The sequence below is a fragment of the Microbispora sp. NBRC 16548 genome (genome assembly GCF_030268985.1).
Classification (GTDB): Bacteria; Actinomycetota; Actinomycetes; order Streptosporangiales; family Streptosporangiaceae; genus Microbispora; species Microbispora catharanthi.
In genome coordinates, this window is the sequence record NZ_BSSF01000013.1 from 184,761 (window position 1) to 209,814 (window position 25,054).

The window sequence follows — 25,054 nt, forward strand, 5'->3', positions numbered from 1 at the left end:
TGGGTAGGGGAGGGACATGCCCGTGCTGGTGGGAACCTCTGGGTGGCAGTACGCCGACTGGCGCGACCTCGTCTACCGCGGCGTACCCCAGCGACTGTGGCTGGAGAGCTACGGCGAGATCTTCGCCACGGTCGAGAACAACAACGCCTTCTATCGGCTGCCGAAGCGGGAGACGTTCGAGTCGTGGCGGGAGCGCACGCCGCCCGACTTCGTCATGGCGGTCAAGGCCAGCCGCTTCCTGACGCACATCAAGCGGCTGAAGGACCCGGAGGAGCCGGTCGAGCGGCTGATGGGCGTGGCCGAGGGCCTCGGCCCGAAGCTGGGCCCCATCCTGCTGCAACTGCCGCCGACCCTGCAGGTGGACGCCGGGCGGCTGCGGGCCTGCCTGGCCCGGTTTCCGCGTGCCGTACGGGTCGCCGTCGAGCCGCGGCACGCCTCGTGGTGGACCGACGAGATCCGCGCCCTGCTGACCGAGTCCGGGGCCGCGTTGTGCTGGGCGGACCGGCTCGGCCGGCCGGCCGGGCCCCTGTGGCGTACGGCCGACTGGGTCTACCTGCGCTTCCACGAGGGAGGGGCGGAACCCTGGCCCAACTACGGGCGGCGTGCGCTGCGCAGTTGGGTGGACCGCCTGGGGGACGTGCCGGACGCCTACGTCTACTTCAACAACGACCCCGGTGGCGCCGCCGTACGCAACGCGATCACCTTCGCGGAGCTGGCGTGCGCGCAGAGGCGGGACGTCAGCAGGGCTCGGCTTCCCGAGCGCGCCCCCGAGCCCGTCCGGTCATGACCGGACGGGCGAGTGTCACCCCCGGCATGACGGGTCAGGCGCGGCGCTCGTCGGACGCGTGACGCCCGCCCGCCACCAGCTGGTCGGGGGACGACTGCTGGGCGGGTACGGAGAGGCGGTTGTGCGGCGCGGTGGGACGCTCGGCCCGCTCCGCGCGCTCGGCCCGGTCGTCGACGCCGTCGCGGTCCCGGTCGACCTTCGGATACTGCTTGGTGACGGGCTCGGCGGCCGGGGTGGACGTCGAGGTCGTCGAGGTGGCCGAGGCCGTCGTGGTCGTCTCGAGACGGCGCTCCAGGTCGCGCTTCTCGGCCTCCAGGCGGGACACGCGGTCGCGCTCCGCCAGGCGCGTCTCACGCATCCGGCGGCGCTTGACGGCGGCACGGCGCATGCCGCCGGTGATGAGCAGCAGGCCGGCGACGAACACGGCGGCGGTCACGACGCCGGCGATGAACAGCTCGAACGGGCTGAGATCGAACGTACGGTCCAGGACCGTGATCGGCATGGTGTTCGCGGTGTCGTTGACCGACACCTCGATGACGGCCGCCGCCGCGATCAGGATCAGAAGCAGGCCCAATAAGACCATCTGCCCTCACTCCCAAATGCTGGTTGCTGTGCGGTTGCGATTCGTGGACGCTTCTCCGACTGCCCGCAGGGACGCGGATCATGTGCGCCGGGTCACAGCAGGGCCAAGGCAAAGGATGCGGGTTAACACCGTGTTCACAAACGGGCAAAAGCTACGAAATCCCAGAACGGCAATCTCGAGCGTGGCGGACGAACGCCAGGCCGCCTCGTTCGAAAGGGATCGACGTGACCTACAAGGCCGAGTACATCTGGATCGACGGCACGGAGCCGACCGCGAAGCTCCGCTCCAAGACCAAGGTCCTTGCCGACGGCGCCGAGCCGCCGCTGTGGGGCTTCGACGGGTCCAGCACCAACCAGGCCACCGGTCACTCCTCCGACCTGGTGCTCAAGCCGGTGTTCACCTGCCCCGACCCGATCCGCGGCGGTGACAACGTGCTGGTCATGTGCGAGGTCCTGCACACCGACATGACCCCGCACGCCAGCAACACCCGCGCCCCGCTCGTCGAGGTGGCCGAGCGGTTCGCCGAGCAGGACTCGTGGTTCGGCATCGAGCAGGAGTACACCTTCTTCAAGGAGGGCCGCCCGCTCGGCTTCCCGCTGGGCGGCTTCCCCGCCCCGCAGGGCGGCTACTACTGCGGGGTCGGCGCCGACGAGGTGTTCGGCCGTGACATCGTCGAGCTGCACCTCGACCGCTGTCTGGCCGCCGGCCTCCAGATCTCCGGCATCAACGCCGAGGTCATGCCCGGCCAGTGGGAGTTCCAGGTGGGGCCGGCGGGTCCGCTGGAGGTCGGCGACCACATGTGGGTCGCCCGCTGGCTGCTCTACCGCACCGCCGAGGAGTTCGACGTCGCCGCCACGCTCGACCCGAAGCCGGTGAAGGGCGACTGGAACGGCGCGGGCGCGCACACCAACTTCTCCACCAAGGCCATGCGTGAGGGTTACGACCCGATCATCACCGCGTGCGAGGCCCTGGCCGACAACGCCATGGAGCACGTCAAGAACTACGGCCACGGCATCGAGGACCGCCTCACCGGCCACCACGAGACCGCCCCGTGGGACAAGTTCAGCTACGGCGTCTCCGACCGCGGCGCCTCGGTCCGCATCCCGTGGCAGGTCGAGGTGGACAAGAAGGGCTACATCGAGGACCGGCGCCCCAACGCCAACGTCGACCCCTACGTCGTCGCCCGCCTGATGGTCGACACCTGCTGCACCGCTCTGGAGAAGGCCGGCCAGGTCTGATCCACGAGGCACCGACGGTTCCCCCGTCCCCGTACGGCTCCCGCGTCCCAGCGCGGGAGCCGTACGTGTATACGGTGGCCGCTGTGTCACATAAGACCGAACCCGTCGTCATCGGCCACCGGGGCGCCAGCGCGCTGCGGCCCGAGCACACGCTGCCGTCGTACGAGACGGCGATCGCGCTAGGGGCCGACTACATCGAGCCGGACCTGGTCTCCACCAAGGACCACGTCCTGGTGGCCCGCCACGAGAACGAGATCTCGGGGACCACCGACGTGGCCGGCCATCCCGAGTTCGCCGGCCGCCGCGCGACCAAGACCATCGACGGCGTGGCGGTCACCGGCTGGTTCACCGAGGACTTCACGCTCGACGAACTGCGCACGCTGCGGGCCGTCGAGCGCATCCCCGACCTGCGCCCCGGCAACGCCGCCTTCGACGGCCTGGCCCCGATCCCGACGTTCGACGAGGTCGTGGAGCTGGCCAGGCGGCACGGCGTGGGCGTGTATCCGGAGACCAAGCACCCCACCTACTTCGCCTCCATCGGCCTGCCGCTGGAGGGGCCGCTGCTCGAGGTGCTGGGCCGGCACGGCTGGCGTGACCGGCACGACCCGGTCTTCATCCAGTCGTTCGAATCGGCCAACCTGCGCGAGCTGCGCGGGAAGACCCGGCTGCCGCTGATCCAGCTCGTCGGCGGCTCCGGCGCGCCGTACGACCGGATGGTCACGCCCGATGGGCTCGCGGAGGTCGCGACGTACGCGGACGGCATCGGTGTGGCGACCTCGCGGGTCGTCCCCACGGGACCCGACGGCCGCCTCCTCGCCCCCACGACGCTGGTGCGGGACGCTCACCGGGCCGGGCTGGACGTGCACGTGTGGACCGTGCGCGACGAGAACGCCCAGCTCCCGGCCGACTTCAGGCGCGGTGACCCGGCCTCTCCTGCGTACGCGCGGGCGACCGGCGACGTGATGGGCTGGCTGGCGATGCTCTACGACCTCGGCGTGGACGGCGTCTTCGCCGACAACCCCGGCACGGCCCGGGCCGTGCTGTCAGCGACGTCCATGGCCGCGCGGACGAAGACGGCGATCTCAGGCCGGGGGTAGCGCCCTCGTGTTCGGCCGGGTCGTGATCGTCAGGCCGAAGTGTCCTAAGTTGACAATGATTTTCATTTGCGAGACATTTGGAAGGGATGTTTCCCCTGATGCACTGACTTTGATATGCCGACTCGAGGATTCGTCGTGCTCTCGCCGCTCGCCCGTACGTTGTCGTCCGCCGCCCTGCTCGTGCTGTTCGCCGCCGGGTGCGGCGGCGGGGACAAGCCCCCTTCCCCTTCCGATCCGGCCCAGCCGCTGAAGGTGGTGGCGACCACCACGCAGGTGGCCGACTTCGCCCGCAACGTCGGCGGTGACCGGGTCAGCGTCCACCAGTTGCTCAAGCCGAACGTCGATCCCCACGACTACGAGCCGTCTCCGGCGGACATGCAGGCCATCGCCGAGGCCGACGTGCTCGTCAAGAACGGGGTGGACCTGGAGAAATGGCTGGACGAGACGATCTCGGCCGCCGGTTTCGACGGGCCCGTGGTCGACGCCTCCCAGGGCGTACCGATCCGCAACGGCGATCCGCACATCTGGCACAACCCGCTGAACGTCAAGACGATGGCCGCCACGATCGAGAAGGGGTTCGCCGCCGCCGATCCGGGCGACGCCGCGGCCTACCAGGCCAACCGGACGGCGTACGACGCGAAGCTGGACGCGCTCGACGGCGAGATCGCCAAGAAGATCGAGTCGGTCCCCGCCGACCGGCGCAAGCTCGTGACCAACCACGACGCCTTCGGCTACTACCTCGACCGTTACAAGCTGACGTTCGTCGGCTCGATCATCCCGAGCTTCGACACCTCGGCCGAGCTGTCCGCCAAGCAGGTGTCCGACCTCGTCGCCAAGATCAAGACCACCGGCGTGGCCGCGATCTTCTCGGAGGCGTCGCTGCCGCCCAAGACGGCCGAGGCGATCGGCCGCGAGGCCGGAGTGACCGTCGTGGCCGGAGAGGACGCGCTGTACGGCGACTCGCTGGGCCCCGAGGGGTCGGCCGGTGCGACCTACCTGCAGATGGAGGAGCACAATACCGACACCATCGTCAACGCGTTGAGGGGGACCGCCGCATGAGTGAGCGCGCGCCGACCCTGGTGCTCGACCGGGCGAGCGTGGCCTACGGCGACGTCCCGGTCCTGGAAGAACTGGACGGCGTCGTCCACGAGGGCGAGGCCGTGGCGCTGATCGGTCCGAACGGCGCCGGGAAGTCCACGTTCATCAAGGCGCTGCTCGGCCTGGTGCCGGTCGTGCGTGGCCGGATCGAGGTGCTGGGCCGGCCCCCGGCGCAGGCCCGCCGCGACGTGGCCTACGTGCCGCAGGCCGACACGCTCGACCCGGACTTCCCGGTGTCGGTCGAGCAGGTGGTGATGATGGGCCGCTACCGGCGGATCGGCTGGCTGCGCCGTCCCTCCGCCGCCGACCGGGCCGAGGTGGCCGACGCCCTGGAGCGGGTCGGGCTGGCCGGGCGGGCCCGCGACCGGTTCGGCACGCTGTCGGGCGGGCAGCGCCAGCGGGTGCTGATGGCCAGGGCCATCGCCGCCAAGCCGCGGATGCTGCTGCTCGACGAGCCGTTCAACGGCGTGGACGCGGTCAGCCAGCACGCGTTGCTGGAGGCGATCGGCTCGCTGAAGGCGCAGGGCGCCTCCGTCGTCGTCAGCACCCACGACCTCGCCATCGCGCACCTCGCCTGTGATGAGGTGTGCCTGCTCAACCGGCACCAGTTCGGGTTCGGCCCGACCGGCGACGTGCTGACGCCCGAGCGGCTGCGCGCGACGTACGGCGGGCACGCGCTCGAACTGCGCGGCGACCGCGTGATCGTGACCCAGACATGATTCTCTTCGAACCCTTCCACCTGCCGTTCATGGCCCGCGCGCTGGTCGAACTGGTCGTCCTGGGCGCGCTCGCGGGCACGGTCGGCGTGCTGGTGCTGCTGCGCCGGCTCGCCTTCGTCAGCGACACCCTGACGCACACCGTCTTTCCCGGAGTGGTCATCGGCCACCTCATGGCCGGAGACGGCGGCATCTTCTGGGGCGCGCTGGCCGCCGGGGTCGTCACGGCCGTCCTGCTCACGCTGCTCACCCAGCGCCGCCGGGTGAGCGAGGACGCCGCGCTCGCCATGCTGCTGACCACGCTGTTCGCGGTCGGCGTGGTGCTGGTGTCGCGGCAGACCGGCTTCACCTCCGACCTCACCGCGTTCCTGTTCGGGCGGGTGCTGACGGTCACCGAGGCGCAGCTCGCGCAGACCGCCGTCGTGGCGGTCGTGGTCATGGCGTTGCTGGCGGTGCTGCGGCGGCCGCTGCTGCTGCGCGCCTTCGACCCCGAGGGCGCCCAGGCGGCCGGTGTGCGCGTGGGCCTGCTCGACCTCGTGCTGAACGTCGCGGTCGCGCTGGTCGTCGTGGCCGCCGTCAAGGCGGTCGGCACGGTCCTCGTGATCGCGCTGCTCATCGTGCCGGCCGCGGCGGCGCGCAGCCTGTCGGACCGGCTCGCGGTCATCGTGCCGCTGGCCTGCCTCGTCGGCGCGGCCGCCGGCTGGCTCGGGCTCGTCGTGAGCTACGAGGCGTCGGTCGGATACGGCGTCAGGCTCGCCTCCGGCGCGACCGTGGTGCTCGTCCTGGTGGCGATGTACGGCCTGGCCCACGCCGCCGGGTTCGTCCGCAGGAAGGCGGGCCTGAGCCGGGCCCGTCGCCGCTCGGTCCTGGAGGCGGCGTGAACTGGCTCGACTCCACCGTCCACCGGGCCCTCGTCGAGGCCGTCCTGGTCGGCGCGCTGGGAGGGGTGGTCGGGGTCTTCGTGATCGCGCGGCGGCTGCCGTTCTTCACGATGGCCCTCACGCACGCGACGTTCCCCGGCATCGTCGTCGCCGCCCTGCTCGGGGTGAACCTCTACCTCGGCGGCGGGCTGTTCGGGCTGCTGGTGGTCGCCGCCGTCCTCGTGTTCGGCCGGGGCCGGGGGCAGGACTTCACCACGGCCACCGGCATCGCGCTGTCGGGCGGCTTCGCGCTCGGCGTGGTGCTGGTGTCGGCCCAGGACGGCTTCACCAAGGACTTGGCGGCCTACACGGTGGGCGACGTCCTCGCCGTCGGCACGGGCGACCTGGTGGCGACCACCGCCGTGGCCGCGGGCGTGCTGCTCCTGCTCGCCCTGGTGGGCAAGGAACTGCTGCTCGCGGCGTTCGACCCGGTGGGGGCGGCGGCGCTCGGGCTGCCCACCGTGCTGCTGGACTTCGCGCTGCTCGCGGTCGTCGAGGTGACCGTGGTCGCCACGGTGCCCGCGCTGGGGACGATCCTGGCCGTGGCGCTGATCGTGGGCCCGGCCGCGACCGCCCGCCTGCTCACCGACAGGCTCGCGCCGCTGTTCCCGCTCGCCGCCGCGATCGGGGTCGCGTGCGCCCTTGCGGGCGTGTGGGTCTCCACGCAGTGGAACGTCGCGACCGGGGCCTCGATCGCCCTGTTCGTGGGCCTGGTGTTCGGGGCGGTCTTCCTCGGCACCGCCGTACGCGGCCGGGTCAGGCGGGCCGCGGCCGTCAGGGCTTGAGCAGCACCTTGATCGCGCCGTCCTCCTTCTTCTGGAAGATCTCGTAGCCGTGCGGGGCCTGGTCGAGCGGCAGGCGGTGGGTCGCCAGGTCCTCGACCCCCAGGGGATCGCCGTCGCCGGTGAGGAGCGGCATGAGATCGTCCACCCACCGCTTGACGTGGGCCTGGCCCATCCTGAGCGTGACGCCCTTGTCGAACAGCTGCAGCATGGGCATGGGGTCGGTCATCCCGCCGTACACACCGCTGATCGAGATCGTGCCGCCGCGGCGTACGGTCTCGATGGCGTCCTGCAGGGCGGCGAGCCGGTCGAGGCCGGCGCGGGTCATCATGGCGGCGGCGGCCTTGTCGGGCAGCATCCCGGTGACCGTCTGGGCGAGCTTGCCCACGGTGTAGCCGTGCGCCTCCATGCCGACGGCGTCGATAACCGAGTCGGTGCCCCGGCCCCCGGTCATCGACCGGATCGCCTCGGGCACCTCGTCGGTCTCGTTCCCGTCGATCACCTCGATGCCGTGCCGCCGGGCCGTCTCCAGGCGTTCGGGGACGATGTCCACGCCGATCACCCGGTAGCCGCGGTGGCGTGCGATGCGGGCGGACATCTGCCCGATCGGGCCGAGGCCGAAGACCGTGACGCTGCCGCCGTCGGGCACCTCGGCCCACTCGACGGCCTGCCAGGAGGTGGGCAGCACGTCGGAGAGATAGACGAACCTCTCGTCCGGCGGCCCGTCCGGCACCTTGATCGGCCCGAAGTGCGCCTGCGGGACGCGTAGGTATTGCGCCTGGCCGCCGGGCACCTCGCCGTACAGCTTCGTGTAGCCGAAGAGCGCGGCGCCCGTGTCGTACTCACGGACCTGGGTGGTCTCACACTGGGCGTACAACGCGCGGTCGCACATGTAGCAGTGGCCGCACGAGATGTTGAACGGGATCACGACGCGGTCGCCGGGGGAGATGTGGGTGACCTCCGCGCCGACCTCCTCGACGATGCCCATCGGCTCGTGGCCGAGGACGTCGCCCTCGCCGATGAACGGGCCGAGCACCTCGTAGAGGTGCAGGTCGGAGCCGCAGATCGCGGTCGTGGTGACCCGGATGATCGCGTCGGTGGGTTCCTTGATGGCCGGGTCGGGGACCTCCTCCACCCGTACGTCGCGCTTGCCGTGCCAGGTAACTGCCTTCATGGTTTCCCCGTCTGCCCTGCTTCCGGCCGGAGAAACAGTCAGAGACGCAGCACGCTGCCCTGCTCGTCCACGTGGTCGGCGCTGTCGTCGTCGAACCACACGCCGCCCGTGGCGAGGTAGCGGAACCGGTGCGCGCCGGGCGGGAGGATCACCGACACGGTGCGGGTGCCGTTCCTGCGCCGCAGCAGTTCGTGGCGGCCGGGCAGCCACTCGTTGAAGTCGCCCACCACGCTGACCGTCCCCGAGGGCTCGTCAACGGGCAGGGTGAAAGTGATTCGGGTCTTCTGCCCGAACAGCCTGGTGCGCTTGAGCATGCCGCATAGCCTGGCGTATCACACCTAAAGGAAGAAACAAGTACACACAGGACGTAACACAATATTCACGGCCTTTTCAGAGCGCGTGCCCGACCCCGCAGAGGAACCACGTGGGCAGGTGGCGGCGGGCCTGCCGGGCGAGCAGGTTCTCGTCGTCGGGCCGCCAGTCGTCGAGCGGGACGAGCCCCGGTTCGATGAGCTGGAAACCGTCGAACAGCTCGTGGATCTGCTCGCGGCTCCGCAGCGTGACACCGCTGCTGGCCTGCCGGTAGACGGCCGCCCCCTCGCGGGCGTCGCCGGCCCGTTCCTCGTCGGTGACGTGCGACAGCACGAGGTGGCTTCCCGGGGCGACGGACTCCCTGAGGCGGGCCACGAGCTCGGTCGGCTTGTCGTCGTCGGAGAGGAAGTGCACAACGGCCACGAGCAGGATCGCGACCGGCTCCGCGAGGTCGATCACTGACCGCAGCTCCGGCTCGGCCAGGATCTCCTCGGGGCGCCGCAGGTCCCCCTGCACGGTGACGGTGGTGGCGGCGGTGCCCGACAACAGGGCCCGGGAGTGCGCGAGCACGACCGGGTCGTTGTCCACGTACGCCACCCGGACGCCGGGGTCCATCTCGTGTGCCACCTCGTGGACGCTGCCCTCGCTCGGCAGCCCGGTGCCGATGTCCACGAACTGCCGGATCCCGGCCTCGGCCACCAGGTGGCGTACGGCCCGGCGCAGGAAGGCGCGGTTGCGGCGGGCGAGCGCGGGGGCCTCGGGCGCGACCTGCATGACCCGCTCGGCGGCTTCCCGGTCGGCCGCGAAATTGTCCTTTCCGCCGAGAAAGTAGTTGTACATGCGCGCGGGATTGGGGACGCGCGCATCGATACCGGGTGGCGGCGCGTCATCAGCCACGCAACATCTCCTCACTCACGGTAGTAAAGAGGACTTGGTGCGAGCATAAGGGCCGCCGGGAAAAAACCCAACGAAGAACGCCATAACTCTGTGACTCCACCTATCGGGCCGCGTGAGACCTAGGACCATCGCCCGATGTGGGGACGTGGTTCGGAGCTCTATAACGGGACACATGTACGCCATTCGACTTCACGCATTCGGCCCCGCCGAGAATCTCGTCTACGAGGAGGTCGAGGATCCCGAGCCGGGGCCCGGCCAGGTCCGCGTGGCCGTACGGGCGGCGGGGGTGCACCTGGTCGACACCACGTTGCGGGCCGGGAAGTACGCCGGCGGCCCGATCCCCGTCCCCGGCCTGCCCACGATCCCCGGCCGGGAGGTCGCCGGGGTCGTCGACGCCGTCGGCACCGGGGCCGATCCCGGCCTGATCGGCAGGCGGGTCGTGACCCACCTCGGCATGGCTCCCGGCGGCTATGCCGAACTGGCCGTACGGGACGCCTCGGCGATCCACGAGATCCCGGACGGTCTGGGGTACGGCGAGGCGGTGGCGATGATCGGCACCGGCCGGACGACCATGGGCATCCTCGACGTCGCGGAGATCCGGGCGGACGACGTCGTCCTGGTGACGGCGGCGGCCGGGGGCATCGGCAATCTGCTCGTGCAGGCGGCGGTGGGGGCCGGCGCCACGGTCGTCGGGCTCGCGGGCGGCGAGGAGAAGACCCGCCGGGTGCTGACGCTGGGGGCACACCACGCCGTCGACTACACCGCTCCCGGCTGGCCCGACGAGGTGAGGGCGATCCTCGGCGACCGGGAGGTCACCCTGGCGCTCGACGGCGTCGGCGGGGACCTCGGGCGCACGACCCTGGAGTTGCTCGGGGTCGGCGGCAGGATCGTGCTGTTCGGCTGGGCGGACGCGCAGGGCGGCCCGACCGCGCTGACCACGGAGGACCTGTACGCGCGCGGCATCACCGCGGCTGTGGCGGTCGGCCCCCGGGTGCTGAAGCGGCCGGGCGGCCTGCGGGGCCTGGAGGAGCGGGCGCTGGCGGCCGCGGGGTCGGGCGCGCTGGTCCCGCTGGTGCAGAGCTTCCCGCTCAAGGACGCCGCCGCCGCGCACGCCGCCCTGGAGACCCGCGCGACCACGGGCAAGGTGGTGCTCGTCCCCTGAGCCCCGTCAGGCCACGAGCACGGGGTGGGGGAGCACCGAGTTGTGGCAGTAGCCGAGGTCGTTCCAGGGGGTGGCCTCGGGCTGGGAGCGGCCGTGCTCGTCGGTGGCCCGCACCCGCACGACATGCGCGCCGGGGGAGGGATCCCAGGGGAACCGCCAGCGGGTCCAGACGCCCGCGAGGTCGGGCCCGTCGAGGGCGGCAGGCCGCCAGGGGCCGTCGTCGATCCGGTAGTCGACGGTGGCGACGCGGTCCTCCCCGGCGTACGCCCGGCCGCGGATCGTCTGCGGGCCCGGGTGCAGTCGCCCGGGCCAGGGCAACTCGATCAGACTCGCGACCGGCGTGGAGGTGATCGGCACGGCCGGCCGGCCGGGGGCGACGATCACGTAGTCCTCGGTGTTCCACGGCACGCGCAGCGGCCGGTCGGACACCTCGATCCGGCCCACCCACTTGATGCTCGCCGCGCCGAGCCAGCCGGAGACCACCACGCGGGCGGGGAAGCCGTGGTCGGGCGGCAGGATCTCGCCGTTCATGGCGAGCACGAGCAGGGTGTCGGGGGCCAGGGCCTTGGCGAGGGGCATCGGGCGGCGCCCGCGCGCCTCGTCGAGCCCTTCGGGCAGGACCTCGACGGCGGCGTCCGTCAGGCCCGCCGGTTCGAGCAGGTCGCGCAGCGGGATCCCGGTCCACTCGGCGGTCGCGATCGCGCCGCGGCCCCATTGCACCCCGCCGAAGCGGTGGCCGTGCTCCGCGCCGAAGAGGGCGCGCCGGTTGCCCGCGCACTCCAGGGTGCGGACGACGGACACGAGCGGGAACAGGCGCCACAGGTCGTCGTAGGTGTAACGGACGGTGCGGCGCACACCGCCGCCCTCGACGCGCAGCGTCCAGGTTCTCGCGTCGAGACGGGGGGTCGGGGCGTGGTTGCGGACGAAGAAACGGTCAAGGGGAGTGATCAGGCCCGGCAGGCGGTCGGGCCGGGTGCCGTAGTCGAGGCCGGTGCCCGCGTCCTCCATGAGGGCGGCGATGACCGGCTTCACCACCGCGGTGCGGATGTCGCGTGTCGTACGCATCGGCCCTTCCCTTCCGGACCGACGCGGTGACGGCCGTCAGCCCAGGTCGTGGCTCGCCCTCTGGGCCTGACGCTGCGCCCAGGACGCGAGGCGCGACCAGCGCCGGGCCGCGACCAGGCGGCTGGCGACGCGTGCGTTGTCGGCCTCGCGGTGCAACTCGGTGACGCGCTCGGTGGCCAGGGAGTAGTCGTAGAACATCATTACCGTCCAGGTCGCCGTTGTAACTGTCTTAAATTTCTTTGGCAGTTACAAAGGTACGGCAAAGAGGCGTAACTGGTCAAGTTGATTTGGGCAGTTACGAGAGCCTGGCCCGCTGGGCGTCGTACGCGGTGACCACGGTGTCGAGCAGGCCGGGGAAGAGGGCGTCGAGGTCCTCGCGGCGCAGGGAGCTCATCTTTGCGGTCCCCCGGTAGACCTGCCTGATCACGCCCGCCTCGCGGAGCACCCGGAAGTGATGGGTGGTCGTCGACTTGCTGACCGCGAGGTCGATCGCCGAGCAGGAGGACTCGCCGCCGGCGGCCAGGAAGCGCACCACCTGCAGGCGTACGGGGTCGGAGAGCGCGTGCAGCACGTCCTCCAGCCGGATCTCGGACCGGTCCGGATGGTCGAGCGTCCGGGGCTGAGGGGTCATCGGGCCTCCTCTTGTACGAAGGTCTTCGTAGTTTGACAGATTGCGTACTACGACAGCTATCGTACAAGGGTCCCGATGAGAGGAGCGCGACGTGAGCGCGTTGTTCGAGCCCTTGACCCTGCGGAACCTGACCATTCCCAACCGCGTCTGGATGTCGCCGATGTGCCAGTACAGCGCGGCCGTGGAGGGGCCGGGGCAGGGCGTGCCCACCGACTGGCATCTCACCCATCTCGGCTCCCGGGCGGTGGGCGGGGCCGGGCTGATCATGGTCGAGGCCACCGCCGTGTCCCCCGAGGGCCGGATCAGCCCCGCCGACCTCGGGCTGTGGAACGAGGGCCAACAAGCACAGTTCGGCCGCATCACCCGGTTCCTCACCGAGCACGGCGCGGTGCCCGGCATCCAGCTCGCCCACGCCGGGCGCAAGGCGTCCACCGACCGTCCGTGGCGCGGCGGCGCGCCTGTCGGCCCCGATGACCACGGATGGCGGCCGGTCGCGCCCAGCCCGATCCCGTTCGACGAGGGCCACCCGGTGCCGGACGAGCTGAGCGAGGCGGACATCCGGCGGCTGGTGGACGGCTTCGCGGCGGCCGCGCGCCGCGCGCTCGCGGCCGGCTTCCGGGTGGTGGAGATCCACGGCGCCCACGGCTACCTGATCCACGAGTTCCTGTCGCCGTTCAGCAACCGGCGCACTGACGCGTACGGCGGCTCCTTCGCCGGCCGCGCCCGCTTCGCGCTGGAGGTGGTCGACGCGGTGCGCGCCGAGTGGCCGGACGAGCTGCCGGTGTTCTTCCGGGTCTCGGCCACCGACTGGCTGAGCGAGAACCCCGAGGACCCCCGCGAGGGCTGGACGGCCGACGACACCGTGCGGCTGGCCAAGGAGCTGCTCGCCCACGGAGTGGACCTGCTCGACGTCTCGACGGGCGGCAACGCGCCGAAGGCCCGGATCCCCGTGGAGCCGGGATATCAGGTGCCGTTCGCGGCCCGGGTGAAGGCGGAGACCGACCTGCCCACGTCGGCCGTCGGCCTCATCACCGAGCCGCGCCAGGCGGAGGAGATCGTCGCCTCCGGGCGGGCCGACGCGGTCATGCTCGGCCGTGAGCTGCTGCGCAACCCCTACTGGCCGAACCTCGCGGCGCGCGAGCTGGGGGCGGCCGGGCGCCGGCCCGACCAGTACCACCGCGCCGTCTGACCGGCGCGGACATGGGTAGGGGTGGCCGTATGGCAGAGATCGGTTTCACCCTTATGTGCGAGCAGACGCCCGCGAAGGAGCTGGTGGAGGACGCGGTCACCGCCGAGCGCGTGGGCTTCGACTACGCGGTCATCTCCGACCACTACTTCCCGTGGCTTGAGGAGATGGGCCACTCTCCGTACGCCTGGTCGGTGCTGGGCGCGGCGGCGCAGGCCACCGAACGGCTGCCGCTGATGACATATGTGACGTGCCCGATCATGCGCTACCACCCGGCGGTGGTGGCGCAGAAGGCGGCCACGATGGGAGTGCTCAGCGACGGCCGCTTCACCCTCGGCGTGGGCGCGGGCGAGAACCTGAACGAGCACGTGGTGGGGCACGGCTGGCCGCCGGTCAACACCCGGCACGAGATGTTCCGCGAGGCCATCGAGGTCATCAAGGAGCTCTTCCAGGGCGGTTACCGCAACTACCGCGGCGAGTACTTCGACATCGACTCGGCCCGGCTGTTCGACCTGCCGGAACGGCCGGTGCCCATCGCGGTCGCCGCGTCCGGCGAGCAGTCGGTGGACATCGCGGCCGAGCTCGGCGACGGCCTCGTGGCGACCGACCCGGACGGGGCGCTGGTGGGGAAGTTCGCCGCGTCCGGCGGCGAGAGCAAGCCCGTCTACGGCCAGCTGGCCGTCTGCTACGACCCCGACAAGGACGCCGCGGTCGAGCGGGCGCACCGCCTGTGGCGCTGGTCGGTGGCCGGCTGGAAGGTCATGTCGGAGCTGCCCGCGCCGGTCAACTTCGCCGCCGCGACCGAGACCGTACGGCCGCAGGACGTGGCGGAGAAGGTGCCCTGCGGCGCGGACGTCGGCGCCGTGGTCGAGGCCGTTCGGCAGTACACCGAGGCCGGCTTCACCCACCTCGCGCTCGTGCAGGTCGGACGGGAGCGCCAGCGGGAGTTCTTCGAGTGGTCGGAGAAGGAGCTCCTCCCCGCCCTGCGCGATCTTCAGGCGTGAGATGATCGCCGTCGGCACGCGGATGGGAGGAACGATGCCCGAGCGCACGCAGACGGTGACGGTCGCGGACGGCGGCTTCGACCTGCGCCTGTGGATTCCGGAGCGGGGGAGCGGCCCGGGGCTGCTGCTGATCCCGGAGATCTGGGGCGTGAGCGACTACATCAGGGCGATCGCCGCCGACCTCGCCGAGCTCGGTTATGTCGTGGGCGTGCCGGACCTGTTCTGGCGGCTGCGGCCCGGCTGGGCCGCCGCGCACGACGAGGAGGGGCTGCGGGCCTCGCTGGAGCTGTCGGCGGACTTCGACCCGGAGAAGGGGGCGGACGACTGCGCCGCCGCGCTGGCCGCGCTCGCGGCGCGGCCCGAGGTGACGGGCGGGACCGGCGCGCTGGGCTTCTGCCTCGGCGGCTCGCTGGCCTACGCGGTCGCCGCCCGCGCCGGCGGGAGCGACCTGTCGGCCGTGGTGTCCTTCTACGGCTCGGCCGTGCCGGACGCGCCGCAGCTGATGGGCGACGTCCGCTGCCCGATCCAGTTCCACTTCGGCGGCCGGGACCCCTACATCCCCCGAGACAGGGTGGCGGTCGTGGAGGAGGCGGCGGCCGGACGGCCGAACGCGGAGGTCCACGTCCAGGAGGAGGCCGGCCACGCCTTCCACAACTTCTTCGCGCCGATGTTCCACAACCCGGAGGCGGGCCGTACGGCGTGGGGGCTGGCCATGGACTTCCTGCGCCGTCACCTCCCGGCGGCCTGAGCCTCCCGCCTCCAGGGGAGCGCGGGCAGGCCGCACCGCACACGCAGGACCATCCAGAAGGCCGGCGCGAGCAGCAGCACGGCGACCAGCGCCCAGACGGTCTGGGTGTTGCCGACGCCGAACATCTTCAGCGCCGACGCGAGCAGCACGAACGCCAGGACGCGGCGGATCAGCCCGCCGGGGGCGCGCGAGGAGATCCGCGAGCCGAGGTAGACGCCGGGGATGGAGCCCACCAGCAGCGCGACCGTGACCGACAGCGTGAACTCGCCGAACAGCAGGTGTCCGAGCGCGGCCGACATGACGAGTGGCACGGCCTGGACCAGGTCGGTTCCGACCAGCTGGTTGGCCTTCAACGCGGGGTAGAGCGCCAGCAGGGCCACGATGATCAGGGAGCCGGAGCCGACCGAGGTGATGCCGACCACCAGCCCGCCGACGGCCCCCACCAGCGCGGTCGGCAGCGGCCGTACGGCGACGGAGGGCATCTCGGTCGAGGCCGGTTCGCCGGGCGCGGCGGTGCGGCGGCCGGTCGCGGGGGTGCGGCCCTCGGCGCGGTCGCGCATCGCGAGGTAGCCGCGTACGGCCAGGCCCCCGGCCGCGATGAGCAGGGCGATGCCGAGGCCCTTCTGGATCACCTCCTGCACGGCCTCGCCCTTGCCCAGGGCGCGGGCGATGAGCACTCCGCAGAACGCCGCGGGGACCGAGCCGGCGCACAGCCAGGCGACGAGTCGCAGGTTGACCGTCCCCCGGCGCAGGTGCACGAGGCTGCCCACCGGTTTCATGACGGCGGCGGCGACGAGGTCGCTGGAGACGGCGGCGAGGGGCGGCACGCCGAAGAACGTCACGAGCATGGGCGTCATCAGGGCGCCGCCGCCCATCCCGGTGAGGCCGACGACGACGGCGACCAGGAACGAGCCGATCGCCATGGTGTAGTCGAAATGCACCCGCTAACCCTACCTAACCCATCGGAATTATGGATACCCCCTGTCGTGGTGAACCTTTCTCCACTGAACCGGTTCGGCCGATCCGTCGCGGCGTACCCCGCGAAGGGCCGCTCACCCGTTCCTGGCTGCGCTTTCTCGCCCGGGTCGGGACTCGTGAAGGTCGCGGGAGGATCACGCCGGTGATCGCCCGTTGACGTGGTGGTCGCCCACCGAATACCTTGGCCGGGCCTTATCCGGTTAAGTGGCGCGTTCGTCAGGCACGAGGCGGGAGTCAGCGTGGTTGAGTGGCCGGGGACCCGGCGATGACCGTCCTCGCGGTGGACATCGGCGGCACGAAGTTCGCGGCCGCGGCCGTCGCACCCGACGGCGAGATGCTGGCCCGCGCCGAGGTGCCGCTGAGCGGCCCGGGATCGGCCGACCGGACGCTGTCGGAGGTCGTGGGCCGGATCACCGAGCGCGTGCCGCCCGCCCGCCTCGACGGGATCGGGGTCGGCTCGGCCGGGCCGCTCGACCCGCGCAGGGGCACCGTCAGCCCGGTGAACATCCCGGCCTGGCGCGAGTTCCCGCTGGTGGACACGCTCGGCCAGGTGCTGCCCGGCCGGCCCGTACGGCTCGCGGGCGACGCCCAGTGCATGGCGCTCGGGGAGTGGTGGCGCGGCCTGAGCGAGGACGGTGCGGCGCGGAGCCGGGCCATGCTCGGCATGGTGGTCTCCACCGGCGTCGGCGGGGGCTTCGTCCTCGACGGCGTGCCGTACGTCGGCCCGACCGGCAACGCCGGGCACATCGGCCACATCACGGTCGACCCCGGCGGCGAGCCGTGCCCCTGCGGCGGCGTCGGCTGCGTCGAGACCATCGCGAGCGGGCCCGGCATGGTCCGGTGGGCCGCCGCGAACGGCTGGACCGGTGAGGACGCGCGGGCGCTGGCCGCCGACGCCCGGGCCGGGCACCCCACCGCCACACTCGCCTTCCGGCGCGCGGCCGACGCGCTGGCCACCGCCGTGCTCACGGCGTCCGCCCTGTTCGACCTCGACCACGTCGTCATCGGAGGGGGCGTGGCCGCTGCGGGGCCGATCCTGTTCGACCCGCTCAGGCAGGCGATCGAGAGGAACGCCGGGCTCGGCTTCCTGCGGCGCCTGCGGGTGGACCCGACCTCCCTGGGCCGCGACGCCGGACTGTTCGGCGCCGCCGCCCTCGTCCTGTTGCAGGACGACGACCCGGGCACCTGACCGGCCCGGGCCTCCCCGACCACAAGGAGCGTCGATGAGAGGACTGCGTACGGCTGCCGTGTTGGCCGCCGTGCTCGCGGGGCTGACGGCCGCGCCGGCCACGGCGAGCGCCGCGACCGGGGATTCCGGCTTCGTCAAACGCGCGGGCGCCCGCCTCACGCTGAACGGCAAGCCCTTCCGCTTCGCCGGGGCCAACAACTACTACCTGATGTACAAGCCGCACGCGATGGTGGACGACGTGTTCGCCCGCGCGAAGGCCGCCGACCTGTCCGTGATCCGCAACTGGGGGTCGCTGGACATCGGCGGCCAGGACGGGTCCGACTCCATCCAGGGCAAGGCGGACGGCGTCTACTTCCACTACTGGGATGGGACCGAACCCGCCTACAACGACGGGGCGGACGGCCTGGAGCACCTCGACTACGTGCTGTGGAAGGCCAGGCAGTCCGGGATCAAGCTGGTCATCCCGTTCGTCAACAACTGGAACGCCTACGGCGGCATGGACCAGTACGTCCGCTGGGCCAAGGGCCAGTATCACGACGACTTCTACACGAACCCGACGATCAAGGGCTGGTTCAAGGACTGGATCAGCCACCTGCTCAACCGGGTCAACACGCTGACCGGCGTCGCCTACAAGGACGACCCCACGATCATGGCCTGGGAGCTGGCCAACGAACCCCGATGCAAGGGGTCGGGCAACTACCCGACCTCGCCCGGCTGCACCACGGCCACCGTCACGGCCTGGGCGGACGAGATGTCCCGGCACATCAAGTCGATGGACGCCAGGCACCTGGTGGGCGCGGGTGACGAGGGCTTCTACTGCACCGATCCCGGTGGCTCCGACTGGACCGACAACTGCGGCGAGGGCGTGGACACCGTCGCACTGGCGAAGCTGCCGAAGATGGACCTGATGTCCCTGCACCTCTATCCGGACGGATGGGGCAAGGACGCCGCCTGGGGGACGACCTGGATCAAGAAGCACCTCGCCGACGGCCGCAGGATCGGCAGGCCGGTGATGCTCGGCGAGTTCGGCCTGCTGAGCAAGGCCGAGCGCAACCCCGTCTACCGGGAGTGGACGGACGCGTTCGTGTCCGGCGGCGGCGCGGGCTTCCTGTACTGGCTGATCGCGGGCACGCAGGACGACGGCACGCTTTATCCCGACTACGACGGCTTCACCGTCTACTGCCCCGGCCCGGTGTGCACGACGATCACCAACGCCTCGGCGGCGATCCGCGGCCGGCTGCCGCTCTTCCCGCCGGTGGCCGACGACGACACGGCCGTCACGGCCTTCGGCACGCCGGTCACGGTGAACGCCACCGCCAACGACATCGCTTACCTCGCCAGGATCAGGCCGGAGACGCTCGACCTCGACCCGGCCACGGCGGGCCGTCAGGCGAGCCTGACGGTGACCGGCGGCACGTTCACCGCCGACGCGTCGGGGACGGTCGCCTTCACCCCCGCGGAGGGCTTCAGCGGCCGGGCCACGGCGACCTACCGGGTGCGTGACAGCCTGCTGCGGTGGTCCGGCACCGCCACGATCACGGTGACCGTCAAGCCCGACCCGGGCGCGGCGATCAGGCTGTTCTCCTTCGAGGACGGCGTGCAGGGCTGGGCGCCCGGCAACTGGCAGAGCGACGCCGGCGCGGTCGCCCAGTCCGCCGAGTGGGCCACCGACGGCACCCACGGGCTGCGGGTGGACGCGACCGGCGGCGGCTGGTTCGGCGCGGCCTTCCCCGAGCCCGTCGATCTGTCGGCCAAGGGCACGCTGAAGTACGACATCAAGACGGGGGCCGCGGGCACCTCGACCAGTGTCGCGCTGCAGACCGGCTCCGGCTGGGCCTGGTGCCAGTCCACCTGGGGCTGGCAGAACCAGGACGGCACGGGGACGGTGGAGATCGACCTCACCTCGGCGATGTCCTGCACGACGGAGGACCTCAAGGACGTGCGTGGCATGTTCGTCTGGGTGAGCCCCGGCACCTTCCATATCGACAACATCCGGGCCGAATAGGGGGGCGGAGCAGGCCCCGGCGCGGCGCGCCGGGCCGCAGCCGTCCTCGCCGCCGTCCCCGCCGCGGGCCGGAGCACGACCCCGGCCCATCGTCATCCTGCCGATTTTGGGGCAAAGGTAGTCTGGAGCGACGAACAGGAATCGGGGGACGCGGCCATGACGGGAACGCACGGGTGAAAGGCGTCGCAGGTTCGGCCGACCTGGTCCCCGACCTCATGGCGGCGCTGCTCGAAGGCAGCGGCGAGGGCATCGTGCTGTGCGACGCGAACGGCGTCGTGACGCTGGCCAACGCGGCGGCGGACCGCCTGGTGCCGGGGGTCGAGCCGTGCCTGCCCGCACCCGCGCCGCTCGACTCCGTCCCGTCGGCCCCCGAGGGCCGGACCGTGATCCACGGCGGCCGGGCGATCCGGATTCGCGCGGAGGCGGTCAGCGGCGGCCGGCTCGCCTGGTACCTCACCGACCTGAGCGCGGCGCGGCGCACCGAGTTCCTGCTGGAGGCCGGCCGTCGCCTGTCCGCCTCGCTCAACCCGCACCGGTGCGCCCGGGCCGCGACGGAGCTGGGCGCCGAATTCCTGTCCGACATGGCGATCGTGCTGCTGCCGCCCACCTCCCGCCGCCGGATGGAGTGGGTGCGCGCCGTCTCCGGCCGGTACGGCCGGGAGGAGGGCGCCCTGCCGGCCGCAGCGGCGGCGGAGGTGCCCGGCCTGACCGACGCGCTCGCGGGCCTGCGGCACGGCGTCGCAGGACAACAGGACCCGGGCGGCGCGCCGGACTGGCTGCTGCCGGAGGGGTTCGGTCCGGCCGGCCACCTGCTGGTGCTCCCGCTGCCCGGCAACGGCGTGCCCGCCGGGGCGATCGCGCTCGCCCGCCGCGCCGGACGGCCGCCGTTCGACGATGACGACCAGGTGATGGCGCGCGACCTCGCGACCCGGGCCGGCGCCGCGATCTCGGCGGCATCCCTGTTCCGGGAGCAGAGCACGATCAACGCCATCCTGACCGGCGACCTGTTGCCGCCCGAACTGCCGGAGATCGAGGGCATGCGGCTGGCCGGCCGGCTGCGGGCCTCCCAGCAGGCGGGCGCCATCGGCGGCGACTTCTACGACGTCTACCTGCCCGACCCGACGCCCGACAGCGGGATCGTGGAAAGGCCGCCGCTGGTCATCCTGGGCGACGTCTGCGGCAAGGGCGCCCGCGCGGCGGTCCTGGCCGGTCAGGTCCGTCACAGCCTGCGTACGCTGCTGCTGCTGGAAAGCCGTCCCGACCGGCTGCTCGAACTGCTCAACCGGTCGCTGCTCGCCTCCCCGTCGCCGAACTCCTACGTCACGATGATCCTCGCGGCGCTGCGGACCGCACCCTGCGATCACGTGCTGGTGGACCTGGCCGTGGCCGGGCACCCGGCGCCGCTGGTCCTGCGCCGGGACGGCACGGTGGAGGAGGTCGCGGTCCGGGGTTCCATCCTCGGTGCGTTGAAGAGGATCACCCTGCGGCCCGTCACGCTCGACCTGGCGCCCGGCGAGGTGTGCCTGCTGTACAGCGACGGCATCACCGAGGCGTTCGGCGGCCCGAGCGGCCGGGAGATGTTCGGCGAGGAACGGCTGAAGGAGGCGCTGGCGACCTGCGCCGGAATGCCGGTCGAGGCCCTGGTGGAGCGGCTGGAGCAGCTCAGCACCGAGTGGCTGGGCGGCGGCCCGGGCGGCGGCGCGCAGCAGGACGACCGCGCCCTGCTCGCCGTACGCGCGGGGACGGGACGGACGGAGACATCGTGATGACTCAGGACCTGGAGGCCGCCACCGGACGCTACCTGGACCTGATCGGCCGGGCCGACGAGTACGCCGCGGTCGACCTGGTCCTGGGCCTGATCGACGAGGGCGTCCCCGCCGAGGACGTGCTGCTGCGGATCGTCGCCCCGGGCCAGCGCCGGGTGGGCGAGCTGTGGGCGTCGAACGAGTGGTCGGTGGCGCGCGAGCACGGAGCGACCGCGGTGAGCGAGCGCGTGGTGGCCGCCGTCAGCGGGCGCGTCCGGCCCACGGCGACCCGCGGCCGGGTGGCCGTCGCCTGCGCCGACGGCGAGTATCACGCGCTGCCCACCCGCATCATGGCGGAGGTGCTTCGGCTGCGGGGATGGCACGTCGACTTCCTCGGGGCCAGCGTGCCCGGCCCGCACCTGATCACACACCTGCACCAGACCGGGCCCGAGGTGGTCGCGCTCGGCTGCACGCTGCCGACCCGGCTGCCCCGCGCGCACGCCACCATCGCGGCCTGCCAGGCCGTGGGCATCCCCGTGCTGGCCGGCGGGGCCGGGTTCGGCGTCGACGGCCGCTTCGCCCGCCTGCTCGGCGCGGACGCGTGGGCACCCTCCGCCGACGCGGCGGCCGACCGGCTCGCCGCCGGGCTGCCGTCCTTCCCCGCCGCCCACGACGGCCACGGCGACGCCGCGGTTCATCTCGGTGGCGAGGAGTACGCGTACCTGGCCCGGCACCGCGCCGACCTGCTGGCCCGCGTCATGGACACGCTCAAGGAGGCGTACGCCCCGATGGGCGGCTACAGCGCGCGGCAACTGGAGCACACCGCCGAGGATCTCGGTCACATCGCCGACTTCCTGATCGCCGCGGTGTACGTCCACGACGCCGCGCTGTTCACCGATTTCGTCACCTGGACCTGCCAGGTGCTGGTGGCCAGGAAGGTGCCTGCGGAGTCCGTCGTGCTCGGGCTGCGTGTCTTCCATGACGTACTCACAGACTGCCCCCACGCCCGGGTGCTGCTGAACGAGGGCGTCGTCGCGGCACAGACGTGCTGTGCGGATCAGCGAACAGAGACGAGCGTCTGATGCAGGACACGCCCCCGTTGCAGGTCGAGTCGCTCACTCCCGAGCCCGGCGCGGCACGCCTGGTGATGACCGGCGAGCTCGACTACACCACCGCGCAGGACGCGTCCGCCGAGGTGGCCAAGACGCTCGCAGAAGGCGTCGACGTGCTCGAATTCGACCTGGCGGGGCTGAACTTCATCGACTCATCGGGCATGGCCGTCGTGATGAACGCCTACAGTGACGCGGAGGAGCGCGGGACGGCCTTCCGGATCGTCGCCCTCACCCCCTACCTGCGCCATCTGATCGAGGTCGTCGCCCTCGACGACGTGCTCGACCTTCCCAACTGAGATCCCGGCTCAACTGAGATCCCGGCCCAACTGAGATCCCTGCCCGGCTGAGACAATGGGCAGGTGAGCAGGCGTGCCGTCGCCGTCCGGGTCGAGGGGATCGTGCAGGGGGTCGGCTTCCGGCCCTTCGTGTACGGCCTCGCCATGCGGCTCGGCCTCGCCGGGCTGGTCGGCAACGACGAGCGCGGAGTCTTCATCGAGGTCGAGGGCGGCAGCGCGCCGGTCGAGGAGTTCCTCGCCGCGCTGACCGGCGACCCGCCGCCGCTGGCGGTCATCGAGCGGATCAGCACGGGCCCCGCGCCCGTCACCGGCCGCAGGACCTTCGTGATCGCGCCGAGCGCGGCCGGCGGGGACCGGCACGCGCTCGTCTCGCCGGACACGGCGACCTGCGACGCCTGCCTGCGCGACCTGACCGACCCGGCCGACCGCAGGTGCGGCTACGCCTTCACCAACTGCACCGGCTGCGGCCCGCGCTTCACCATCGTCCGCGACGTGCCCTACGACCGGGCCAACACGACGATGGCAGGTTTCCCGATGTGCGCGGACTGCGCACGGGAATACCACGACCCCGCCGACCGGCGCTTCCACGCCCAGCCCGTGTGCTGCCCCGCCTGCGGGCCCCGGCTGCGCTTCGTCGGCCCCGGCGGCGGCGACGACCCGCTGGAGCGCGCCGTGAGGCTGCTGCGGGAGGGCGGCGTGCTGGCGGTCAAGGGACTCGGCGGCTATCACCTGGCGGCGCTCGCGGCGGACGAGCCCGCCGTGGCGGCGCTGCGGTCGCGCAAGCATCGCGAGGACAAGCCCTTCGCGGTGATGGCGGGCGACGTGGCCGCGGTGCGGCGGCTGTGCGTGGTGGACCCGGCCGAGGAGCGCCTGCTGACCGGTTGCGCCCGCCCCGTCGTGCTGCTGCGGCGCCTGCCCGGCGCGCCGTCTGTAGCACCGTCTGTAGCACCGGGCAACCGGTGGCTGGGCGTGCTGCTGCCCTACACCCCGCTGCACCATCTGCTGCTCCGGGCGCTGGGCCGGCCCATCGTGCTGACCAGCGGCAACGTCTCCGACGAGCCCATCGCCTACCGGGACGACGACGCTCTGGAACGGCTCGGAGGCATCGCCGACGCCTTCCTCACTCACGACCGCCCCATCCACATCCGTACGGACGACTCGGTCCTACGGGTCTTCCGGGGCCGCGACCTGCCGATCAGGCGGTCGCGGGGATACGTGCCGCACCCGCTGCCGCTCGCCCGGGCGGCCCGCCGGCCCGTGCTCGCCTGCGGCGCCGAGCTGAAGCACACGTTCTGCCTGGTCAAGGATGACCGTGCGTTCGTCTCCCACCACATCGGCGACCTGGAGAACTACGAGACCCTGCGGTCGTTCACCGAGGGCGTCGAGCACTTCCGGCGGCTGTTCGACATCACGCCCGAGGTGGTCGCCCACGACCTGCACCCCGAATATCTGTCCACGAAGTGGGCCCTCGATCAGGACGCGGACCTCGTCGGCGTGCAGCACCACCACGCCCACGTCGCCTCCTGTCTGGCGGACAACGGTGTCGCCGGGCCGGTCGCAGGGGTGGCCTTCGACGGCCTCGGCTACGGCTCGGACGGCACGTTGTGGGGCGGCGAGTTCCTCGTCGCCGACCTGGCCGGCTTCGAACGGGCGGGCCACCTGACGCCGGTGCCGATGCCCGGGGGCGCGACCGCGATCCGGCAGCCCTGGCGCATGGCGGCCGCCTACCTCGATCTCGCCTACGACGGAGACGTCCCCGAGGACCTGGACGTCGTACGCCGCAACGCCGGGCAGTGGGCGGCCGTCGTCGCGCTGGCCCGCCGGGGCGGGAACGCGCCCCCCACCTCCAGCATGGGCCGCCTGTTCGACGCGGTGGCGGCGATCGCGGGCGTCCGCGACACGATCACCTACGAGGGCCAGGCGGCGGTCGAGTTCGAGCAGCTCGCCGACCCCGCGGTGGACGACGCCTATCCCTGCGGCCTCGTTCCCTCGGGCACGCGGTTCGCCGTCCCGGGCGCGGAGCTGGTCCGCGCGGTCGCCGACGATCTGCGCGGGGGTGTCCCGCGCGACGTCGTCGCCGCGCGGTTCCACAACGCCGTGGCCGGGATCGTGGCCGCCGGATGCGCGTGGATCCGGCACGCCACGGGCCTGTCCACGGTGGCCCTGTCGGGCGGCGTGTTCCAGAACCTGCTGCTGCTCGGCCGGGCCGTGACCCTGCTGGAGGAGCGCGGCTTCACGGTGCTCACCCACCACCGCGTCCCCCCGAACGACGGCGGAGTCAGCCTCGGTCAGGCCGCCGTCGCCGCGGCCCGCGGCTGTCTCCCTTGAC

25 protein-coding genes are annotated in these 25,054 nt (G+C 72.2%); 17 read left to right on the forward strand and 8 right to left on the reverse strand.

Translation table 11 applies throughout. The features are described 5' to 3' along the window. Positions 1-16: 16 nt before the first annotated feature. On the forward strand, positions 17-787 hold the full coding sequence (locus tag QSK36_RS31715) for a DUF72 domain-containing protein (RefSeq protein ID WP_183533917.1): 771 nt from the start codon (positions 17-19) through the stop codon (positions 785-787). A 34-nt stretch (positions 788-821) separates the two neighbouring features. Here QSK36_RS31715 and QSK36_RS31720 read toward each other — a convergent pair whose 3' ends face one another. Continuing rightward, on the reverse strand, positions 822-1,370 hold the full coding sequence (locus tag QSK36_RS31720) for a hypothetical protein (RefSeq protein ID WP_285784912.1): 549 nt from the start codon (positions 1,368-1,370) through the stop codon (positions 822-824). A gap of 224 nt (positions 1,371-1,594) precedes the next feature. Between QSK36_RS31720 and glnII the strand changes: the two genes are divergently transcribed. The 6 genes from glnII to QSK36_RS31750 all read left to right on the forward strand — a co-directional run bounded on the left by glnII (position 1,595) and on the right by QSK36_RS31750 (position 7,224). After that, the gene (gene glnII, locus QSK36_RS31725) at positions 1,595-2,608 is read left to right on the forward strand and encodes a glutamine synthetase (RefSeq protein ID WP_285784913.1); all 1,014 of its coding nucleotides are present in this window, start codon (positions 1,595-1,597) and stop codon (positions 2,606-2,608) included. A gap of 83 nt (positions 2,609-2,691) precedes the next feature. Then, on the forward strand, positions 2,692-3,705 hold the full coding sequence (locus tag QSK36_RS31730) for a glycerophosphodiester phosphodiesterase (RefSeq protein ID WP_285784914.1): 1,014 nt from the start codon (positions 2,692-2,694) through the stop codon (positions 3,703-3,705). Between the two features lie 114 nt (positions 3,706-3,819). After that, complete coding sequence (locus tag QSK36_RS31735) at positions 3,820-4,764, forward strand: metal ABC transporter substrate-binding protein (protein ID WP_285784915.1); 945 nt, start codon at positions 3,820-3,822, stop codon at positions 4,762-4,764. Continuing rightward, entirely contained in the window at positions 4,761-5,522 is a 762-nt protein-coding gene (locus QSK36_RS31740) for a metal ABC transporter ATP-binding protein (RefSeq protein WP_183533923.1), read from the forward strand. Before QSK36_RS31735 ends, QSK36_RS31740 begins: the two co-directional genes overlap by 4 nt. Further along, positions 5,519-6,400, forward strand: a complete 882-nt coding sequence (locus QSK36_RS31745; protein WP_285784916.1) for a metal ABC transporter permease — start codon at positions 5,519-5,521, stop codon at positions 6,398-6,400. Before QSK36_RS31740 ends, QSK36_RS31745 begins: the two co-directional genes overlap by 4 nt. Continuing rightward, positions 6,397-7,224: a metal ABC transporter permease gene (locus tag QSK36_RS31750; RefSeq protein WP_139579933.1), complete on the forward strand. Its 828-nt coding sequence runs from the start codon at positions 6,397-6,399 to the stop codon at positions 7,222-7,224. The genes QSK36_RS31745 and QSK36_RS31750 overlap by 4 nt, the downstream gene beginning before the upstream one ends. On the opposite strand, the gene QSK36_RS31755 is transcribed toward QSK36_RS31750, so the two are convergent. From QSK36_RS31755 to QSK36_RS31765, 3 genes are all read right to left on the reverse strand, one after another. Next, positions 7,214-8,395 (reverse strand): zinc-dependent alcohol dehydrogenase, encoded by a 1,182-nt coding sequence (locus tag QSK36_RS31755; protein WP_183533926.1) that lies wholly within the window; start codon positions 8,393-8,395, stop codon positions 7,214-7,216. The two genes, QSK36_RS31750 and QSK36_RS31755, sit on opposite strands and share 11 nt — an antisense overlap. A gap of 38 nt (positions 8,396-8,433) precedes the next feature. Further along, the gene (locus tag QSK36_RS31760; RefSeq protein ID WP_183533927.1) at positions 8,434-8,709 is read right to left on the reverse strand and encodes an isoamylase early set domain-containing protein; all 276 of its coding nucleotides are present in this window, start codon (positions 8,707-8,709) and stop codon (positions 8,434-8,436) included. Between the two features lie 76 nt (positions 8,710-8,785). Beyond that, a complete protein-coding gene (locus QSK36_RS31765) occupies positions 8,786-9,604 on the reverse strand; it encodes an SAM-dependent methyltransferase (protein ID WP_285784917.1) in 819 nt (272 codons plus the stop codon). 172 nt (positions 9,605-9,776) lie between these two features. Here QSK36_RS31765 and QSK36_RS31770 point away from each other — a divergent pair, with 172 nt between their 5' ends. Beyond that, the gene (locus QSK36_RS31770) at positions 9,777-10,766 is read left to right on the forward strand and encodes a zinc-binding dehydrogenase (protein ID WP_285784918.1); all 990 of its coding nucleotides are present in this window, start codon (positions 9,777-9,779) and stop codon (positions 10,764-10,766) included. A gap of 6 nt (positions 10,767-10,772) precedes the next feature. On the opposite strand, the gene QSK36_RS31775 is transcribed toward QSK36_RS31770, so the two are convergent. The 3 genes from QSK36_RS31775 to QSK36_RS31785 all read right to left on the reverse strand — a co-directional run bounded on the left by QSK36_RS31775 (position 10,773) and on the right by QSK36_RS31785 (position 12,462). Next, positions 10,773-11,831 (reverse strand): sulfite oxidase, encoded by a 1,059-nt coding sequence (locus QSK36_RS31775; protein WP_285784919.1) that lies wholly within the window; start codon positions 11,829-11,831, stop codon positions 10,773-10,775. Positions 11,832-11,867: 36 nt separating this feature from the next. Beyond that, positions 11,868-12,032: a hypothetical protein gene (locus QSK36_RS31780; RefSeq protein WP_182898339.1), complete on the reverse strand. Its 165-nt coding sequence runs from the start codon at positions 12,030-12,032 to the stop codon at positions 11,868-11,870. A gap of 94 nt (positions 12,033-12,126) precedes the next feature. After that, positions 12,127-12,462 (reverse strand): ArsR/SmtB family transcription factor, encoded by a 336-nt coding sequence (locus tag QSK36_RS31785; RefSeq protein ID WP_182898340.1) that lies wholly within the window; start codon positions 12,460-12,462, stop codon positions 12,127-12,129. A gap of 91 nt (positions 12,463-12,553) precedes the next feature. Here QSK36_RS31785 and QSK36_RS31790 point away from each other — a divergent pair, with 91 nt between their 5' ends. The 3 genes from QSK36_RS31790 to QSK36_RS31800 are packed head-to-tail and all read left to right on the forward strand — an operon-like array spanning position 12,554 to position 15,400. Beyond that, positions 12,554-13,651, forward strand: a complete 1,098-nt coding sequence (locus QSK36_RS31790; protein ID WP_285784920.1) for an NADH:flavin oxidoreductase/NADH oxidase — start codon at positions 12,554-12,556, stop codon at positions 13,649-13,651. A gap of 29 nt (positions 13,652-13,680) precedes the next feature. After that, positions 13,681-14,652 carry an LLM class F420-dependent oxidoreductase gene (locus tag QSK36_RS31795; RefSeq protein WP_183533932.1) on the forward strand — a complete coding sequence of 324 codons (972 nt, stop codon included), beginning with the start codon at positions 13,681-13,683 and terminating at the stop codon, positions 14,650-14,652. A gap of 34 nt (positions 14,653-14,686) precedes the next feature. Next, positions 14,687-15,400 (forward strand): dienelactone hydrolase family protein, encoded by a 714-nt coding sequence (locus QSK36_RS31800; protein WP_285784921.1) that lies wholly within the window; start codon positions 14,687-14,689, stop codon positions 15,398-15,400. Here the strand turns inward: QSK36_RS31800 and QSK36_RS31805 are convergent. Then, positions 15,382-16,341 (reverse strand): sulfite exporter TauE/SafE family protein, encoded by a 960-nt coding sequence (locus tag QSK36_RS31805; protein ID WP_285784922.1) that lies wholly within the window; start codon positions 16,339-16,341, stop codon positions 15,382-15,384. The genes QSK36_RS31800 and QSK36_RS31805 overlap by 19 nt on opposite strands. Before the next feature lie 284 nt (positions 16,342-16,625). Between QSK36_RS31805 and QSK36_RS31810 the strand changes: the two genes are divergently transcribed. The 6 genes from QSK36_RS31810 (at position 16,626) to hypF (ending at position 25,053) form a co-directional block, all read left to right on the forward strand. After that, the gene (locus tag QSK36_RS31810; RefSeq protein ID WP_285784923.1) at positions 16,626-17,567 is read left to right on the forward strand and encodes an ROK family protein; all 942 of its coding nucleotides are present in this window, start codon (positions 16,626-16,628) and stop codon (positions 17,565-17,567) included. Between the two features lie 34 nt (positions 17,568-17,601). After that, complete coding sequence (locus QSK36_RS31815) at positions 17,602-19,572, forward strand: cellulase family glycosylhydrolase (RefSeq protein ID WP_285784924.1); 1,971 nt, start codon at positions 17,602-17,604, stop codon at positions 19,570-19,572. A 173-nt stretch (positions 19,573-19,745) separates the two neighbouring features. Next, complete coding sequence (locus QSK36_RS31820) at positions 19,746-21,338, forward strand: PP2C family protein-serine/threonine phosphatase (protein WP_285784925.1); 1,593 nt, start codon at positions 19,746-19,748, stop codon at positions 21,336-21,338. Further along, the gene (locus tag QSK36_RS31825; protein ID WP_285784954.1) at positions 21,338-22,399 is read left to right on the forward strand and encodes a cobalamin B12-binding domain-containing protein; all 1,062 of its coding nucleotides are present in this window, start codon (positions 21,338-21,340) and stop codon (positions 22,397-22,399) included. The genes QSK36_RS31820 and QSK36_RS31825 overlap by 1 nt, the downstream gene beginning before the upstream one ends. Next, positions 22,399-22,725 carry an STAS domain-containing protein gene (locus QSK36_RS31830; RefSeq protein WP_182898346.1) on the forward strand — a complete coding sequence of 109 codons (327 nt, stop codon included), beginning with the start codon at positions 22,399-22,401 and terminating at the stop codon, positions 22,723-22,725. The genes QSK36_RS31825 and QSK36_RS31830 overlap by 1 nt, the downstream gene beginning before the upstream one ends. Before the next feature lie 63 nt (positions 22,726-22,788). Further along, the gene (gene hypF / locus QSK36_RS31835) at positions 22,789-25,053 is read left to right on the forward strand and encodes a carbamoyltransferase HypF (protein WP_285784926.1); all 2,265 of its coding nucleotides are present in this window, start codon (positions 22,789-22,791) and stop codon (positions 25,051-25,053) included. Position 25,054: the final 1 nt, after the last annotated feature.